Here is a 15,773-nt window from a genome sequence, read left to right on the forward strand (position 1 = left end):
GCGCTAGTGCGCGGGTGGCGCGTAGGGAAGCACGACCTTCACGGCATGCGTCGGAACCGGCGTCGTTACGATCGCTGCTGCTGCCAATAAGCCCAGGATGCCCCCGACGTACCGCTTTTGCCGAAGATCAAGGACGCTTCGGACAACGCAGTAGAGAGCCGCAAGCGCGAGGGCAGCCATCGAGAACCAGATCATTCCACCCTATCCTTCCCCGGATAATCCGCGCGCAGGAAGAACAGGCCGTCCGGCGGCGCGTTGAGCCCCAGACGCGTGCGGTCGCGCGCCTCCAGCGCTGCGCTCATGTCGTCCGGCGACCATTTCCCCTGGCCGACCAGCCCCAGGCAGCCGACCATCGAGCGCACCTGGTGGTGCAGGAACGACCGCGCCGAGGCGAACACGCTGATCCGCTCGCCCTCCGCCACCACGTCGAGCCGGTCGAGCGTCCGCGAGGGGCTGTCCGCCTGGCAATGCGCCGAGCGGAAGGTGGTGAAGTCGTGCCGCCCCACCAGCCGCGCCGCGCCGGCCTGCATCGCGCTGACGTCGAGCGGCTGGGGCACGCGCCAGGCCAGCCCCTTCTCCCAGGTCAGCGGTGCCCTTCTTGTTACGATTCGATATTCATAGTGGCGGCTAAAGCACGAGAATCGCGCGTGCCAGTCGTCCGCGACTTCTACACAATCGAGCACCGCCACCGGTGCTGGCCGGAGCAGCGCGTTGAGCGCCTCCATCAGCCGGAACGGCGTGATCCTGCGCTCGATATCCAGATGCGCACGCATCCCCAGCGCATGCACCCCCGCATCGGTCCGCCCCGCGGCGTGGACCGCCACCGTCTCACCGGTCACGGCAAGCGCAGCTTCCTCGATCGCCTGCTGCACGCTGGGGCCATGGTCCTGGCGCTGCCACCCCATGAACGGCCGCCCGTCATATTCCACCGTCAATGCGAACCGCGTCAAAGCTGGGTTCCCACCGGTATGGGGAACCCACGCAGCAGTTCCTCTGCCGTCATGACGCCTCGGCCCGCACGTTGGACGAGGAGCGGTCGAATCGCGCCCTCGTCGCAGGCGATCGTCAGGGCATCATCCAGAACAACACCGTCATCCCGGCTTTCACCGGGGTGACGGACGAGAGCCGAATGCACTCGCACCCGCTCGCCCTGGAACTCGAAGAACGCCCCCGGCGCCGGATTGAACGCCCTTACCTGACGCTCGACTTCCACCGCGCTGCGCGAAAAATCCAGCCGAGCCTCGGCCTTGTCGACCTTCGGCGCATAGGTCACGCCCGCCTCGGGCTGCGCCACTGCCGGATGCGCGTCGACATCGTCCAGCACCGCCACCATCAGCCGCGCGCCCATCGCGCTCAGCTCGGCACTCAGCTCACCGGCAGTCTTGCCAAGGATCGGCGTCCGCCCCTCCAGTCGCACCGGCCCGGTGTCGAGCCCGGCCTCCATCTGCATGATCCCGACGCCGGTCTCGGTATCGCCCGCCAGGATCGCCCGCTGGATCGGCGCGGCGCCCCGCCACCGTGGAAGCAGCGAGCCATGGACGTTGAGGCACCCCAACCGCGGCGCATCGAGCACCGCCTGGGGCAGGATCAGCCCATAGGCGGCAACCACAGCCACATCGGCCTCCAGCGCTACAAACGCCTCGATCGCCTCGGGCTCCTTCCGGAACGACAGCGGCGTGCGCACCGCGATTCCCAGCGCCTCGGCCCGCGCCTGCACTGGTGACGGCGTCAGGCTCTTGCCGCGCCCGGCGCGCCGTGGCGGTTGGCTGTACGCCGCAACCACATCATGCCCCGCCGCGACCAGCGCATCGAGCACCGGCACGGCAAATTCGGGCGTTCCCATGAAGACGATCCGCATATGTCCTCTCAACTGCTTGGCAGAGACATGCGCAAGCCCCTATGTCTGCAGCCATGGCTTCTCCCGAAATCGAAGCGCTCACCCAGGCCCTGTCGCGGCTGCCCGGTCTCGGCCCGCGCTCGGCCCGCCGCGCGGTGCTGCATCTCCTTAAGAAGCGCGAGACCGCGCTCGATCCGCTGCTCGCAGCGCTGGGCGCGGTCAGCAAGCATCTCAGCACCTGCTCGATCTGCGGCAATGTCGACACGGTCGATCCTTGCGTGATCTGCGCCGATCCCCGCCGCGACCAGCGCTCGCTCTGCGTCGTCGAGGAGGTTGCCGACCTCTGGGCGCTCGATCGCTCGCGGCTCTTCCCAGGCAAGTTCCACGTCCTGGGCGGCCGCCTCTCGGCGCTCGAAGGCATTCGTCCCGAGGACCTGCGCGTCGACAGCCTGGTCCGCCGCATCGCCGCCGGCGGCATCGACGAAGTGGTGCTCGCGATGAACGCAACGCTCGAGGGGCAGACCACCGCGCACTACATCGCCGAGCGGATCGAGACCTATCCCGTACGCGTCACCCAGCTCGCCCATGGCCTGCCGGTGGGGGGCGAGCTCGACTATCTCGACGAGGGAACCTTGGCCCAGGCGCTGCGCGCGCGGCGCCCGGTTGCTTGACCCCGCACCCCCGGCCTCCTAAATTTCCCTCATGGCTTTACGTACGATTATCGAAGTTCCCGATCCGCGCCTGCGTCTCGTGTCTACTCCTGTCGACACGGTCGATGACGAATTGCGCGATCTGATCGCCGACATGTTCGATACGATGTACGACGCTCCCGGCATCGGCCTCGCCGCGATCCAGGTCGGCGTGCCCAAGCGCGTCATCGTCATGGACCTGCAGGAGCAGGAGGACGAGGAGGGCAAGCCGATCCGCGAGCCCCGCGTCTTCATCAACCCCGAGATCCTCGAACCCGCCGAGGAGCATTCCATCTATACCGAGGGCTGCCTGTCGGTCCCCGATCAGTTCGCCGATGTCGAGCGCCCCGCGCGCTGTCGCGTCAAGTGGCTCGACGAGCAGGGCAAGTCCCATGACGAGCAGTTCGAAGGCCTGCTCGCCACCTGCATCCAGCACGAGATGGACCATCTTGAGGGGATCGTCTTCATCGACCATCTCTCGCGCCTGAAGCGCGACATGATCATGAAAAAGCTCAACAAGGCCCGCAAGGCCGCCTGAGCCTCCGCACGACCGATCGCGATCTGCTTGCCCTGAGTCCCGGACCTGTCTAGGTTCGCTTTCTGTTCCTCGGGAGGCGAATTTGGATCCGGTAGCTCTTGTCCTCGTGATCGCGGCGCTCGTCGTCGGGGTCGGATTGGGCTGGTTCCTCGGCTCGCGCGGCGTTGGTGAGGCGCGCGCCGAGGCCCAGCGCCGCGAGGATGATTTCAAGGCGGCGATCTCCGATCTCGCCATGGCGGAGGAACGCGCCAGCCCGGTGCCGGCGCTCCGCGAGGAGTTGGCCGCGATCCGCGACGAGCGCGACATCGCCCGCCTCCAGCTCACCGAACTGCGCGTCAAGGCCGAGGCGTTCGAGGCACGACACGCGGAATTGCGCGAAACCAAGGAAGCCATGGCCGCACAGTTCGGCGATCTGGCCGGCACTGCGCTCGACAAGGCGCAGGAGAAATTTCTCGAGCGCGCAGCGGCCCGCTTCAAGGAATCCGAAGCGCTTGCCGGCGCCAACCTCAAGTCGATGCTCCAGCCGGTCAGCGAACGCCTCCAGCGCTACGAGGAGGGTGTCGCCAAGGTCGAAGCCGAGCGCCGCGACGCCTTCGGCGAGCTCAAGGGCCAGATCGAGCAGATGCGCATCGGCACCGAGCGCGTCAGTACCGAGGCCGCCAAGCTGGTCAATTCGCTGCGCAACGCGCCCAAGTCGCGCGGTCGCTGGGGCGAGCAGCAGCTCAAGAACGTGCTCGAGACCTGCGGGCTCTCCGAACATACCGATTTCGAGACCGAAGTGAATGTCGCCGGCGAGGATGGCGGGCGGTTGCGTCCCGACGCGATCGTCCGCGTGCCCGGCGGCCGCGCTCTGGTGATTGACGCCAAGGTCTCGCTCAACGCCTATCAGGACGCATTCGGCGCAGTCGACGATATTGAGCGCTTCGCAGGGCTCAAGGCGCACGCCGATTCGATGCGCGCCCATATCAACAGCCTGGGCAACAAGGCCTATTGGAGCCAGTTCGAGGACGCGCCGGACTATGTGATCATGTTCGTCCCCGGCGAGCATTTCCTCTCCGCCGCGCTCGAGCACGATCCCACGCTGTGGGACTTCGCCTTCGACAAGCGCGTGCTGCTCGCCACCCCGACCAACCTGATCGCGATCGCGCGGACGGTCTCGGCGGTCTGGCGGCAGGAGAAGCTGGCGAAAGAGGCCCGCCAGATCGGCGAGCTCGGCAAGGAGCTCTACGACCGCCTCGCCAAGGCGCTCGGCGACCTGCGCGTCGTCGGCAGCGGTCTCAACACCGCGGTCAAGAATTTCAACACCTTCGCGAACAGCCTGGAGACGCGCGCTTTGGTCTCGGCACGCAAGCTGCGCGATCTCAACATCGAGCCCGGCGCGCGCGAGATCGAAAGCATCCCGCCGGTCGAGCTGCTCGCCAGCCATGCCGGCGAGGCCGAGGTGCCCGAGCTGGAAGCGCCGGCGCAGGCCGCGGAATAGCCGTTGCTCGCTCCGTCGGCGGGGGATGACGCCGGCCCGATCGCGATGCTAGCCTCGCATCGCTGCAAGGGGGAGCGCGGATGCGGTACGGCTTGGCGTTGTTGTCGGTTTTCTGGGTGCCCTTGGCGGTGGCGCAGTCTGCTCCTGCCAGCACATCCCGCGAGAGTGTCGAGACGGCGCGCAGCGCGCGAGTCGACAAGGCCCTGGCGCTGATCAAGGCCGGGCAGCCCGAAGCAGGGCTGGCCGAGCTCGATCAGATCATCCGCGACTATGAGGCGGATTATGCGGGCGAGAAGGGCCGGATATTCTGCGCCAGTTCGCCGGAGGAATCGCTCCAGGAACTTGCCACGCATAGCGTGGCCAACAAGGGCAGGGCGATCGCTATCGGCACGACCTGGTGCTTCGCGCTCTGGGCCAAGGGGTTCGCGCTGATCGACCTCGATCGGCTCGACGAAGCGGTGAAGTTTCTGGAACGTGCGGTGGCGATGTGGCCGATGCGCGCGCAATTCCATTCCGAGCTCGGCTACACCTATCAGATGCTCAAGCGGCCCGACGATGCGCTTGCCAGCTACACGCGCGCCGCCGATCTCGCGGAACGCCTCGAGGGCGACGCGCGCACGCGTGCGCTGCGCACCGCCTGGTTCGGCATGGGTTTCGAGCTGATCGAGCTGGACCGGCTGGACGAGGCCGAAGCGATTCTCGTCAAATGCCTGGAGCTGACGCCTGACGACGAGAAGGTCGCGCACGAACTCAAATATGTCCGCGACCAACAGGAAGCGCGGAAGAAGAAATCGAGCTGAGCCCTTGTGCCTGCCGATCGATCCCGGCGCGTTGCGATCGGGCCGCCGGAAGCGTATGATCCGCCCGCCGGGGAATGGAAGGAGCGCGTCATGGCAGTCGCTCAACTCGAAGGCGTTGAACGTCCCGCGGAGACGTATGAGATCCGCACCATTGGCGCCGCGGATCTCCGGGATGCGCTCCGACAGGGCTGGTCCGATTTCCTGGAATGGCGCGGCGATCTCATCTTCGTCGGGTTCATCTATCCGGCGGTCGGCCTGATTGCCGCGATCGTGGCGCTCCAGGGCTCGCTCATCCCCTATTTCTTCCCGCTCAGCGCCGGGGTCTCGCTGCTGGGGCCCGCAGTGGCCGTGGGCTTCTACGAGCTCGCGCGGCGCCGCGAAGAAGGCCGGCCTTCGAGCTGGTCGCATTTCTTCGGCTTCGCCAAACGCCCCTCGATCGACTCGATCTCCATTGTGATGGGGCTGCTGGTGGCGGTCTTCCTCAGCTGGATCGCCATCGCCGGTATCCTCTATTTCGGACTGATGGGCGTGGCGCCGGAAACGCTGGGCACCTTCATGACCCAGCTGTTTACGACGCCGCAGGGCTGGACGTTGATCGTGCTGGGCAATCTCGCCGGCCTCTTCTTCGCCGGGTTGGTCTTGACGCTCAGTGTCGTGTCGATGCCGATGCTGGTCGACAAGGATGTCGATGCGCGGACCGCGATCGGCACCTCGGTGCGCGCCGTCGCCGTCAACAAGGGGATGATGATCCGGTGGGGGCTTATCGTCGCGGCGCTGCTGGTCGTGGGATCGATCCCGTTCTTCGTCGGCCTGGCGGTGGTCCTCCCGGTGCTCGGCTACGCGACCTGGCATCTCTACACCAAGCTCGTCGTGCGCTGATCGATCGGAGCGCGGGAGCGAGCGAGACAAAGGGCTAATTTCGTCACCCCGGCCTTGTGCCGGGGTCCACTCCTCGGTTCCTGAGTCGCCGAAGCTCCATGCACCTCGCTTCGACGACACTGGGCCGTGCGCCGCAGTCGATGCGATCTCCTGCACCATATCTCCTCGCCCCGGCCATCCTTCCTCGACGACAGCCTGCGAAAAGCCGGCCCTCAACGGAGGGAGCGACTCATTGCGCATTCTGCTCGTCAACGTGCCACATCCGGCGATCGGCAGCCGCATTCCCAAGGAACAATTGCCGCCGCTTGGCCTGCTCAGCGTCGGCGGACCGCTGATCGACGACGGACACGAGGTGTCGCTGATCGACGGCGAGTTCGGGCCGATCCCGATCGCTGCACTCGTCGAGGAGATCGTCCGGCGCGCGCCCGACGCGGTGCTTTTCGGGCATTCGGGATCCTCCTCCGCCCAACCCATCGTCAGCCGTGTCGCCGCCGCCGTCGCTCAGGCGCTTCCGTCCGCGCGCATCGTCTATGGCGGGGTGCATCCGACCTATTTCTGGCGGGAGATCCTCCGCGACGAACCGCACGTCACGGCGATCGTCCGCGGCGAGGGCGAGGAGACGGCGCGGCGCCTGATGCGTGCGCTCGAGCGCGGCGACCCGCTCGAAGACGTTCCGGGCATCGCCTTTCGCCGCGACGGACAAATGGTCGGCACCCCCGCCGCGGGTGTCATCACCGATCTCGATGCCTATCGGATCGGCTGGGAGCTTATCGACTTTCGCCGCTACAGCTATTGGGGCGGGAAGCGCGCGGTCGTGATCCAGTTTTCCCGCGGCTGCCCGCATCTGTGCAATTATTGCGGCCAGCGCGGCTTCTGGACGCGCTGGCGCCACCGCGATCCCGTCCGGCTGGCCCGGGAGATCGCACAGCTGCACCGCGAGCATGGCGTCGAGGTGTTCAACTTCGCCGACGAGAATCCCAGCGCCGGCCGCAAGCCCTGGCGCGCCTTTCTCGAGGCGCTGATCGCCGAGCAGGTGTCGGTCACCCTGGTCGGATCGACCCGTGCCGACGACATCGTCCGCGATGCCGATATCCTCCATTTGTACAAGCAGGCGGGGTTCGAGCGCTTCCTGATGGGCATGGAGAATACCGACGAGGCTACGCTGAAGCTGATCCGCAAGGGCGGCGCGATCGCGAGCGACCGCGAGGCGATCCGGCTGCTGCGCCGGCATGGCATCCTGTCGATGGTGACCTGGGTAGCCGGATTCGCCGACCAAACCGACGCCGATCTGTTCCGCGGCCTGCGCCAGCTTATCTCGTACGACGCCGATCAGATCCAGGCGCTCTATGTCACGCCGCACCGCTGGACGCCCTATTACCGGCTCGCGGAGGACCGGCCCGTCGTCCAGCCGGACAAGACCAAATGGGACTATAAGCATCAGGTGCTGAGCATGTCGCGGATGCCGCCGTGGCGCCTGTTTCTGTGGGTCAAGCTGATCGAGGCATCCGCGCAGCTACGCCCGCGCGCCTTGATGCGCTGGGCCTGGCACCCGGACCCGAAGATCCGCCATGCGATCCGCTGGTATTATCGCATGGGCCGCCGCGTCTGGTTCCACGAGATACTGAGCTTCCTCTTCCGCAACAGCTATCGCGAGGACGGCCGGACGGTCGGCCAGCATCTCGGTGCAGCCCAGGATCATGAGGAGGAGGCGTCGCGGGTCGTGCGGGGCGCGAAACCGGGCTCGAAAGCGGCGCTGTTTTCGGTCGTCGAAACCGCGCGCGGCGCTTAGCGCCCGCCGGTCCGCACCAGTACCAAGGTCTGTCCGTGTCCGGTCATCACCAGCTTGCCGGCGCGGTTGCGGCTGACGCTTAGCCGCTGGCCGAGGAGCTTCAGCACATTCTGCTCCTGCGCATTGGCCGGGCGCGCGCAGGCGCGGCGGGTGGTAATCAGCGGGCCGGTGGTCAGATGTCCGCGATCGAAGCGGAAGGCGCCGCCGAAGCTATTGCACCCGGTGCTGCCGCTAATCCGCGTCCCCTGGAACCGCACATCGGGGCGCGTGCCCGCCACGGGCCGCCGGCCGGCGATCGACTGGATCGACCATGCGCCTTCCAGCAATGTCGAGGGTGCCGTGGCGGGGGAGGTCGCCGTCTCGCCGCCGCAGCCGCGCAGCGTCTTGCCGTCGACCGTCAGCACCACCGTGTCGTGATAGATGCGGTCGCTCATCCCGTCGCTGCACTTCACATGGGTGATGTCGACGGTCAGGCGGCGCGTCTCGTAGCGCTCGCCGTTGAAGCCGACGATCGGCCGCGGGCTGGGAACGCTGACCGCCGGGCCGTTGGCGGGCTCGTAGTGGATCGTCTGGCCGTCGAGCGTGACCGACCAGAAGGGCTCGGTGCCCAGGCCGTGATAGGGCTGCGCGGCGCTCTGCGCGCTGGCATTGGCGGGCATGCAGGCGGCGAGGGCCAGCAGGCCGATCGCGGAAATGGCGGAAACGCGCATTGTCTCTCTCCCTTCGCCACTCGAAATGTGCTCAGGCGCCTGAACGGCGGATTGCCTCAGCCGGCGCGGCGCTGGTTCAGCACTTCATACGCCATAACCGCCGTCGCCACAGCGGCATTGAGACTGTCGGCCTTGCCGAGCATCGGAATCTTGACCAGCAGGTCGCACTCGGCGGCCATGAAATCGGGCATGCCCTGCGCCTCGTTGCCGGTCAGCAGGAAGGTAGGAGCTTGATAGCGCGGCGCCTGATAGTCGAATTCGGTGTCGAGGCTCAGCCCGACAAGCTGGCCCGGCCCCGATCGCAGCCAGGCGAGGAACTCGGCCCAGCCGGCATGCGCCACCGGCACGGTGAACAGCGCCCCCATGCTGGCGCGCACCGCCTCCACCGAGAAGGGATCCACGCATTCGTCGACCAGGATCAGCCCGCCTGCGCCGATTGCGTCGGCGGTGCGCAGGATGGTGCCCAGATTGCCTGGATCGCGGAGCCGCTCGGCGACCAGCCAGATCGGCGCTTTGCTGCGATCGAGCGCGTCGAGCCCGACGCCGAACTCGGGATAGACACCCACCACCGCGCCGGGATTGTCCTTGCCCGAAAGCTTGGAGAGAATGTCGGCATTGGTCTCGATCGCCTCGCCGCCCGCCGCCTCGGTCGCCGCGACCAAGGTCCGCACCAGCGAATGGCTCGCCATGTCGCGGGCGAAGAACAGATATTCGGGCAGCCGCCCCGCCTCGCGTGCCTCGGTCAGGATGCGCAGCCCCTCGGCGAGGAACAGGCCTTCTTCGCGGCGATGCCTCTTGTCGCGCAGATTGCGGACACGCTTGATGAGGGGGTTGGAAAAAGCGGTGATTTCGCGGGGCATGATCTCAGCCCCTAGACCGAGCAGGGCCGGCTTGTCGAACGGCTCACTCTTCGCCGAAGCGCGCCTCGACCAGCGCGACCAGCGCCTGGACCGCGCTTTCGGCGCCGTCGCCCTCGGCGCTGATCGTGATGCTGTCGCCCTTGGCGGCGCCGAGCATCATCAGGTCGAGGATCGACGTGCCGGCGGCGGTCGATCCGTCCTTCTCGACGACGAGCTCGACAGGCTGGCTCGTGGCGAGGGTGACGAAGGCCATGCTGGCGCGGGCGTGGAGGCCCCGGCGATTCTCGATGGTGACGGTATGACTGGAACGGCTCACGCGGCGGCTTCTCCCAGAACCTCCGAGGCGACCGTGATGTACTTGCGGCCGGCATCACGCGCCGCCGCAACCGCATCGGTCACCTTCATCGTCTTGCGGGCGCTGCCCAGGCGGATCAGCATCGGCAAGTTGATGCCCGCGATCACCTCGATCCGGCCCGCTTCCATCAGCGAGATCGCCAGATTCGACGGGGTGCCACCGAACAGGTCGCTCAGCACGATCACGCCGCGTCCCGAATCGACGCTCTTGATCGCCTCGGCGATGTCCGCGCGGCGACTTTCCATATCGTCGTCGGGGCCGATGCAGATCGGAGCGATCCGTTCCTGCTTGCCCACTACATGCTCCATCGCGACGACGAACTCCTCCGCGAGCCGCCCGTGCGTCACGAGTACCAGACCGATCATCGTGTACTCCGACCCCTTATATGGCCACCGGCGCGCCTTCTAGCGAGTCCTGCGGTGCCGTCTGCAAATCGCGATGGGTCACCGTGGGCGAAAATCCTTCCTCGCGCAACCGGCGGGCCATCCGCTCGGCGACATGGACCGAGCGGTGCCGCCCCCCCGTACAGCCGAACGCGACGGTGACATATGCTTTTCCTTCAGCCTGATAGCGGGGCAAAAGCAGGAGCAGCAGCGCCTCGATCTGGGCCATCGCCTGTCCATAAGCGGGATCGTCGGCGATATAGGAGGAGACGTTGGCATCCTTGCCCGTCCCGGGACGGAGCGTCGATTCCCAGTGCGGATTGCGTAGGAATCGCATGTCGAACACCAGATCGGCGTCGCGCGGCAACCCGCGGGCGAAGCCGAACGACATGATCGACAGCGTCGTCTGGCCAAGCCCGCCGCCCGAGAAGGTCGAGCGAATCTGCTGGGCGAGCTCGTTAGAGGTAAGGCTGGTGGTGTCGATCAGCCGGTTCGACCAGCGCCGGAGCGGCCCGAGCAGCTCGCGTTCGCGGGCGATGCCGTCGCTGGCCGGCCGGTCCTGCGCCAGCGGATGCCGCCGCCGGGTCTCCGAATAGCGCCGTTCGAGCTCCGATCCCGCGCATTCGAGGAACAGCGTGCCGACGTCATGGCCGTGATCCTCGCGTAATTTCTTGATGCGCCGCACGATACTCTCGGCGTCGAAGCCGCGCGTCTGGGTGCCGATACCGACCGCCAGCGGCCGATCGTCGTCACCGTCCGCGCCTTCGCCCGGCGCGGTGTCGAGCAGGCGATTGAGCAGGAGCAGGGGCAAATTGTCGACCGTCTCCCAGCCCAGATCCTCGAGCGTGCGCAGCACGGTCGACTTGCCCGCGCCGGACATGCCGGTGACGAGCAGGATGTTCTTGGGCCGCTTGCGGCTCATCGGCCGAATCGCCCGACGGCCAGCTCCACCTTGATCGGCGCGGCGGGATCGTGCGCGGAGAGCGCCAGTACCGGTACGTCGATGCCCGCGATGCGGCGCTTGCGCTGGTCTTCGGGAACGCGCGGCGGCGAATCGAGGATCACGACGAGCAAGTCCACGGGTACGCGCTCCGCATAGGACAGCTCGACAATGCCCAGGCCGCGCACGTCGATCTTCCCGCGGCTTGCCTCGGGGGCGCGGGCGAGCAGCGCGCCGTCCTGGCGCTGGCAGATCGTGCAGTCGTCGGCGACGAGCACGGCGTTGCGGTCGATCATCCGCAGCGTGAGGTCGGTGCGTGCCTCGTCGGACCGGCTCTCGATCAGCACCGCGCGACCGTTCACCGCCACGCACGCGGTCTGCACGGTTTCGGTCGAGACCTCCGGGATGCGGGGCTCGGGCATCAGTCGCGCACCGCCATGGGCAGTCGAACCACGAATCGCGCTCCGCTCAACCTATCCTCCCGCGCTTCCACCGATATGCTCCCCTGATGGCCTTCGACAATCGTCCTCGCGATGGCAAGTCCTAGTCCCGAATGCTGACCAAATGCTTCAGCCGCGGGGCGCACCGAATGAAAGCGGCGGAATATGGCTTCATACGCCTCTTCGGGCACGCCCGGGCCTTCGTCGGCGACTCGGACGACGAGCACATGCCGCTCGTTCGAAGCCGAGATGGTGACGAGGCCGTTCTCGGGAGAGAAGGAGATCGCATTCTCGATCAGATTGTCGAACACGCGCTCGAGCCGCGCGCCTTCGCCGAGCACGCGTAGCGGTTCCGCCCTGCGGTCGAAGACGATGCGGATGCCGTTTGGAAGCCCGCGCGCCTCGCGCTGATCGAGCAATGCCTGGATCATCTGGCCGATATCGACGGGCTCGAAGGTTGCGCGGCTCAGCTGGGCGTCGAGCCGCGACGCCTCCGAGATGTCGCTGATCAGCCGGTCGAGCCGATGCACATCGTCCTGGACGATCGCCAGCAGCCGCGCCTGGAGCTCGGGATCCTTGACGCTGGCGAGCCCGTCGACCGCGGAGCGCAGCGAGGCGAGCGGGTTCTTGAGCTCGTGCGTCACATCGGCGGCGAAGCTCTCGGTCGCGTCGATGCGGGCCCGGAGCGCCTGGCTCATGTCCGAAAGCGCGCGCGCGAGCATGCCGATCTCGTCGCTGCGTTCGGGCAGGCGCGGCACCACCACCTCGCGGGCTCGGCCCAGTCGGACCCGCACCGCGGCGCGGGCGAGACGGCGCAGCGGCCGGACGATCGTTCGCGCCAGGAACAGCGAGAGCAGGATCGAGACCAAAGAGACGATCGCCAGCACCACGCTCAACCGGTAGCGCTCGGAGCGCACCGTCTGGGTGATGTCGCGGGCGTTGGAGGTGGTCATCACCACGCCGAGATCGGTGATCGGCGCGGCGGCGGTGATCACCGGGGTCCGGTCCGGCGCGCGCCAGACGGTCGCCGCACCGCCATGGGTCGATTGCGCGGTGCGGACATCGGGCCAATCGAGCCCCTGGTCACGGGCGCGCTCCCGATAGAGCGGTGCGCGGTCGGCGCCGGCGACCGTGTCGATCACGGCATCGAGGAAGCGCGCCGCGGTCTGCCCCCAGGGATCCTTGTCCGGATCGCGCAGCACAACGTTGCGCAGGCCCAGCTCGCGGCTGTCGGCGATCATCTTGCCGTTTTCGCCATAAAGGCGGATCCGCGTGCCCATGTCGCGTGCCAGGCTGAGCACGAGCAGGTCGCGGCGCTTGTCGGTGGCCGATGCCAGCGCCTGGGCGATCAGCCTTACCTCGCGGCTCGCTTGCTCCACCCGGCTGTCGACGATGCGGCTGCGATAGGAATCGAGGTAGGAGAAGCCGCCGCCCAGCAGCGCGAGCGCGAAGATGTTGACCGCGAGAATCCTCGGGGTGAGGCTGACGCGGTTCGACCATTTGAGCGCGAGATCGCGCTCTTCATTCGTCCGAGAAACGATATCCCGCGCCATAGAGCGTTTCGATAGCATCGAATTCCGGATCGACTTGCCGGAATTTGCGGCGGACGCGCTTGATGTGGCTGTCGATCGTCCGGTCGTCGACATAGATGTCGTCCTGATAGGCGGCATCCATCAGCTGGTTGCGGGTCTTCACGATGCCCGGGCGCTGCGCCAGCGTCTCGAGAATCAGGAACTCGGTGACGGTGAGCGTCACGTTCGTCCCATTCCAGGTCACCCGATGGCGGGCGGGGTCCATGCTCAGCCGGCCGCGGACCAGGATCTCGGCGGGTTCCGATTCGGCACCCTCCGCTGTGAGCTGGATTGGTTCGGTGCGGCGCAGGATCGCGCGGATGCGGGCGATCAGCAGTCGCTGGCTGAACGGCTTGGCGATGTAATCGTCCGCGCCCATCGCCAGCCCGAGCGCCTCGTCGAGCTCGTCGTCCTTGCTGGTCAGGAAGATGACGGGGATCGCGCTCTTCTCGCGCAAACGGCGCAAAAGCTCGAGTCCGTCCATCTTGGGCATCTTGATGTCGAGCACCGCCAGGTCGGGCGGATTGTCGATCAGCGCCTTCAGCGCGCTTTCGCCATCGGAATAGACGCGGGTCAGGAACCCCTCGGTCTGGAGGGCGATCGAGACCGAGGTCAGGATATTGCGGTCGTCGTCGACCAGCGCGATCGTAGCGCTCATCGGGCGGCCTGGAAGTGGCTCAAAAACATCACCCTCATGGGTAGCCCAAAGTTCTTTTGGTCTCAACAAGCTGACAACGTTTACCCGGATTGACCCGCCTCCGGGCTCCATGCCACTGCAAAGCAATAATATTGCTCGACGTGCAAAAATGCGCGCGGGCAAGCCCTGCGAAGAGTAGGGTCATATATGGAGGCACTGGGTGACTGACATGAAGCCGCGCCACGGCCTCGATGCGCAAGGCATCGGGACTGGGGCCACAATCCATTGGAACCTGATCACGGCACCGCTGGTCGAGCACGCCATTCGCCGCGGCGAAGGCAAGCTCGCCAAGGACGGCCCGCTCGTGGTCGCCACCGGCAAGCACACCGGCCGCAGCGCGCAGGACAAGTTCATCGTCCGCGACGCCGAGACCGAAAGCAATGTCTGGTGGGGCAAGACCAACAAGGGCATGAGCCCGGCGCATTTCGCCGCGCTCAAGGCCGATTTCCTCGCCGAGGTCGGCGCGCGTGACGAATTGTTCGTCCAGGACCTGTTCGGCGGCTCGCAGCCCGAGCACCGGGTAAAAGTCCGCGTGATCAACGAGCTCGCCTGGCACAACCTCTTCATCCGCACATTGCTGGTGCGGCCCGAGCGGAGCGAGCTCGCCGATTTCGTGCCCGAATACACGATCATCGACCTGCCGAGCTTCCGCGCCGATCCCGAGCGCCACGGCACGCGCACCGAGACGGTGATCGCGGTCAACTTCACCGAGAAGCTGATCCTGATCGGCGGCACCGCCTATGCCGGCGAGATGAAGAAGAGCGTGTTCGGCCTGCTCAACTATCTGCTTCCCAGCGAGGGCATCATGCCGATGCACTGCTCGGCCAATATCGGCCCCAAGGGCGACACCGCCGTGTTCTTCGGTCTGTCCGGCACCGGCAAGACCACACTCTCCGCCGATGCCAGCCGCACGCTGATCGGCGACGACGAGCATGGCTGGTCGGACACCGCGGTCTTCAACTTCGAAGGCGGCTGCTACGCCAAGATGATCAACCTCTCGGCCGAGGCCGAGCCCGAGATCTTCGCCACCTCGAAGCGCTTCGGCACCGTGCTCGAGAATGTCGTGATGGACCCCGAGACCCGTGAGCTCGATTTCGACGACAATAGCCTGGCCGAGAATAGCCGCGGCTCGTACCCGATCGACTTCATCCCCAATGCCTCCGAGAAGAATATGGGGCCGGTGCCGCAGACCGTCATCTTCCTGACCGCGGACGCCTATGGCGTGCTCCCGCCGATCGCCAGGCTGACGCCAGAGCAGGCGATGTACCACTTCCTCTCGGGCTACACGGCGCGCGTTGCCGGCACCGAGATCGGCGTGACCGAGCCCTCAGCGACTTTCTCGACCTGCTTCGGCGCGCCGTTCATGCCGCGTCATCCGTCGGTTTATGGCAATCTCCTCAAGGAGCGGATCGCAAAGGGCGGGGTGACCTGCTGGCTGGTCAACACCGGCTGGACCGGTGGCAAGTACGGTGTCGGCAGGCGCATGCCGATCAAGGCGACCCGCGCTTTGCTCAACGCCGCGCTCGACGGCAGCCTGAATTCGGTCGCGTTTCGCAGGGATCCGAATTTCGGCTTCATGGTCCCGACCAGCGCGCCCGGCGTGGACGCGGGCATCCTCGATCCACGCGAAACCTGGGCGAACAAGGCCGAATATGACGCCACCGCCGCCCGGCTCGTCGACCAGTTCGTCGATAATTTCGCGGAATTCGCGGATCACGTCGACGAAGGGGTGAGGCAAGCTGCACCCCATGCCCAAACGGCCCGAGCCGCCGCGTAATCTGCCCGGTCCTCGATCGGGCGCCCCA

At 66.6% G+C, this 15,773-nt stretch carries 17 protein-coding genes; 7 read left to right on the top strand and 10 right to left on the bottom strand.

Going from position 1 to position 15,773, the window contains the following annotated elements; genetic code table 11:
• Positions 1-191: 191 nt before the first annotated feature.
• Complete coding sequence (gene truA / locus IAG41_RS03610; protein WP_187727190.1) at positions 192-950, bottom strand: tRNA pseudouridine(38-40) synthase TruA; 759 nt, start codon at positions 948-950, stop codon at positions 192-194.
• Positions 947-1,858 (bottom strand): methionyl-tRNA formyltransferase, encoded by a 912-nt coding sequence (fmt, locus tag IAG41_RS03615; RefSeq protein WP_187727191.1) that lies wholly within the window; start codon positions 1,856-1,858, stop codon positions 947-949. Before fmt ends, truA begins: the two co-directional genes overlap by 4 nt.
• Positions 1,859-1,911: 53 nt before the next feature.
• On the opposite strand from fmt, the gene recR reads away from it, so the two are divergent.
• The 6 genes from recR to bchE all read left to right on the top strand — a co-directional run bounded on the left by recR (position 1,912) and on the right by bchE (position 8,012).
• Positions 1,912-2,508 carry a recombination mediator RecR gene (gene recR / locus IAG41_RS03620; RefSeq protein ID WP_187727192.1) on the top strand — a complete coding sequence of 199 codons (597 nt, stop codon included), beginning with the start codon at positions 1,912-1,914 and terminating at the stop codon, positions 2,506-2,508.
• A 31-nt stretch (positions 2,509-2,539) separates the two neighbouring features.
• Complete coding sequence (gene def / locus IAG41_RS03625; RefSeq protein ID WP_187727193.1) at positions 2,540-3,064, top strand: peptide deformylase; 525 nt, start codon at positions 2,540-2,542, stop codon at positions 3,062-3,064.
• 82 nt (positions 3,065-3,146) lie between these two features.
• Positions 3,147-4,544, top strand: a complete 1,398-nt coding sequence (gene rmuC / locus IAG41_RS03630) for a DNA recombination protein RmuC (protein WP_187727194.1) — start codon at positions 3,147-3,149, stop codon at positions 4,542-4,544.
• Between the two features lie 80 nt (positions 4,545-4,624).
• Positions 4,625-5,344: a tetratricopeptide repeat protein gene (locus tag IAG41_RS03635; protein ID WP_187727195.1), complete on the top strand. Its 720-nt coding sequence runs from the start codon at positions 4,625-4,627 to the stop codon at positions 5,342-5,344.
• Between the two features lie 90 nt (positions 5,345-5,434).
• Positions 5,435-6,223: a DUF2189 domain-containing protein gene (locus IAG41_RS03640; RefSeq protein ID WP_187727196.1), complete on the top strand. Its 789-nt coding sequence runs from the start codon at positions 5,435-5,437 to the stop codon at positions 6,221-6,223.
• Positions 6,224-6,455: 232 nt separating this feature from the next.
• Positions 6,456-8,012, top strand: a complete 1,557-nt coding sequence (gene bchE / locus IAG41_RS03645; protein ID WP_187727197.1) for a magnesium-protoporphyrin IX monomethyl ester anaerobic oxidative cyclase — start codon at positions 6,456-6,458, stop codon at positions 8,010-8,012.
• Here bchE and IAG41_RS03650 read toward each other — a convergent pair.
• The 8 genes from IAG41_RS03650 to IAG41_RS03685 are packed head-to-tail and all read right to left on the bottom strand — an operon-like array spanning position 8,009 to position 13,929.
• The gene (locus IAG41_RS03650; RefSeq protein ID WP_187727198.1) at positions 8,009-8,722 is read right to left on the bottom strand and encodes an META domain-containing protein; all 714 of its coding nucleotides are present in this window, start codon (positions 8,720-8,722) and stop codon (positions 8,009-8,011) included. The genes bchE and IAG41_RS03650 overlap by 4 nt on opposite strands.
• 56 nt (positions 8,723-8,778) lie before the next feature.
• Positions 8,779-9,582: a TrmH family RNA methyltransferase gene (locus IAG41_RS03655; protein WP_187727199.1), complete on the bottom strand. Its 804-nt coding sequence runs from the start codon at positions 9,580-9,582 to the stop codon at positions 8,779-8,781.
• Between the two features lie 43 nt (positions 9,583-9,625).
• A complete protein-coding gene (locus IAG41_RS03660; RefSeq protein ID WP_187727200.1) occupies positions 9,626-9,898 on the bottom strand; it encodes an HPr family phosphocarrier protein in 273 nt (90 codons plus the stop codon).
• A complete protein-coding gene (locus IAG41_RS03665) occupies positions 9,895-10,302 on the bottom strand; it encodes a PTS sugar transporter subunit IIA (protein ID WP_187727201.1) in 408 nt (135 codons plus the stop codon). The genes IAG41_RS03660 and IAG41_RS03665 overlap by 4 nt, the downstream gene beginning before the upstream one ends.
• A 16-nt stretch (positions 10,303-10,318) precedes the next feature.
• Positions 10,319-11,242 carry an RNase adapter RapZ gene (gene rapZ, locus IAG41_RS03670; RefSeq protein ID WP_187727202.1) on the bottom strand — a complete coding sequence of 308 codons (924 nt, stop codon included), beginning with the start codon at positions 11,240-11,242 and terminating at the stop codon, positions 10,319-10,321.
• Positions 11,239-11,682 (bottom strand): HPr kinase/phosphorylase, encoded by a 444-nt coding sequence (locus IAG41_RS03675; RefSeq protein ID WP_187727203.1) that lies wholly within the window; start codon positions 11,680-11,682, stop codon positions 11,239-11,241. Before IAG41_RS03675 ends, rapZ begins: the two co-directional genes overlap by 4 nt.
• Complete coding sequence (locus tag IAG41_RS03680; protein ID WP_187727204.1) at positions 11,682-13,253, bottom strand: stimulus-sensing domain-containing protein; 1,572 nt, start codon at positions 13,251-13,253, stop codon at positions 11,682-11,684. The genes IAG41_RS03675 and IAG41_RS03680 overlap by 1 nt, the downstream gene beginning before the upstream one ends.
• Positions 13,222-13,929, bottom strand: coding sequence for a response regulator transcription factor (locus IAG41_RS03685; protein WP_187727205.1), 708 nt, complete (start codon positions 13,927-13,929; stop codon positions 13,222-13,224). Before IAG41_RS03685 ends, IAG41_RS03680 begins: the two co-directional genes overlap by 32 nt.
• A 208-nt stretch (positions 13,930-14,137) precedes the next feature.
• Here IAG41_RS03685 and IAG41_RS03690 point away from each other — a divergent pair, with 208 nt between their 5' ends.
• Positions 14,138-15,745, top strand: coding sequence for a phosphoenolpyruvate carboxykinase (locus IAG41_RS03690; protein ID WP_187727857.1), 1,608 nt, complete (start codon positions 14,138-14,140; stop codon positions 15,743-15,745).
• Positions 15,746-15,773: the final 28 nt, after the last annotated feature.

Origin of the sequence: Sphingomonas sp. JC676 (assembly GCF_014489075.1) — a bacterium.
Taxonomy (GTDB): Bacteria; Pseudomonadota; Alphaproteobacteria; order Sphingomonadales; family Sphingomonadaceae; genus Sphingomonas.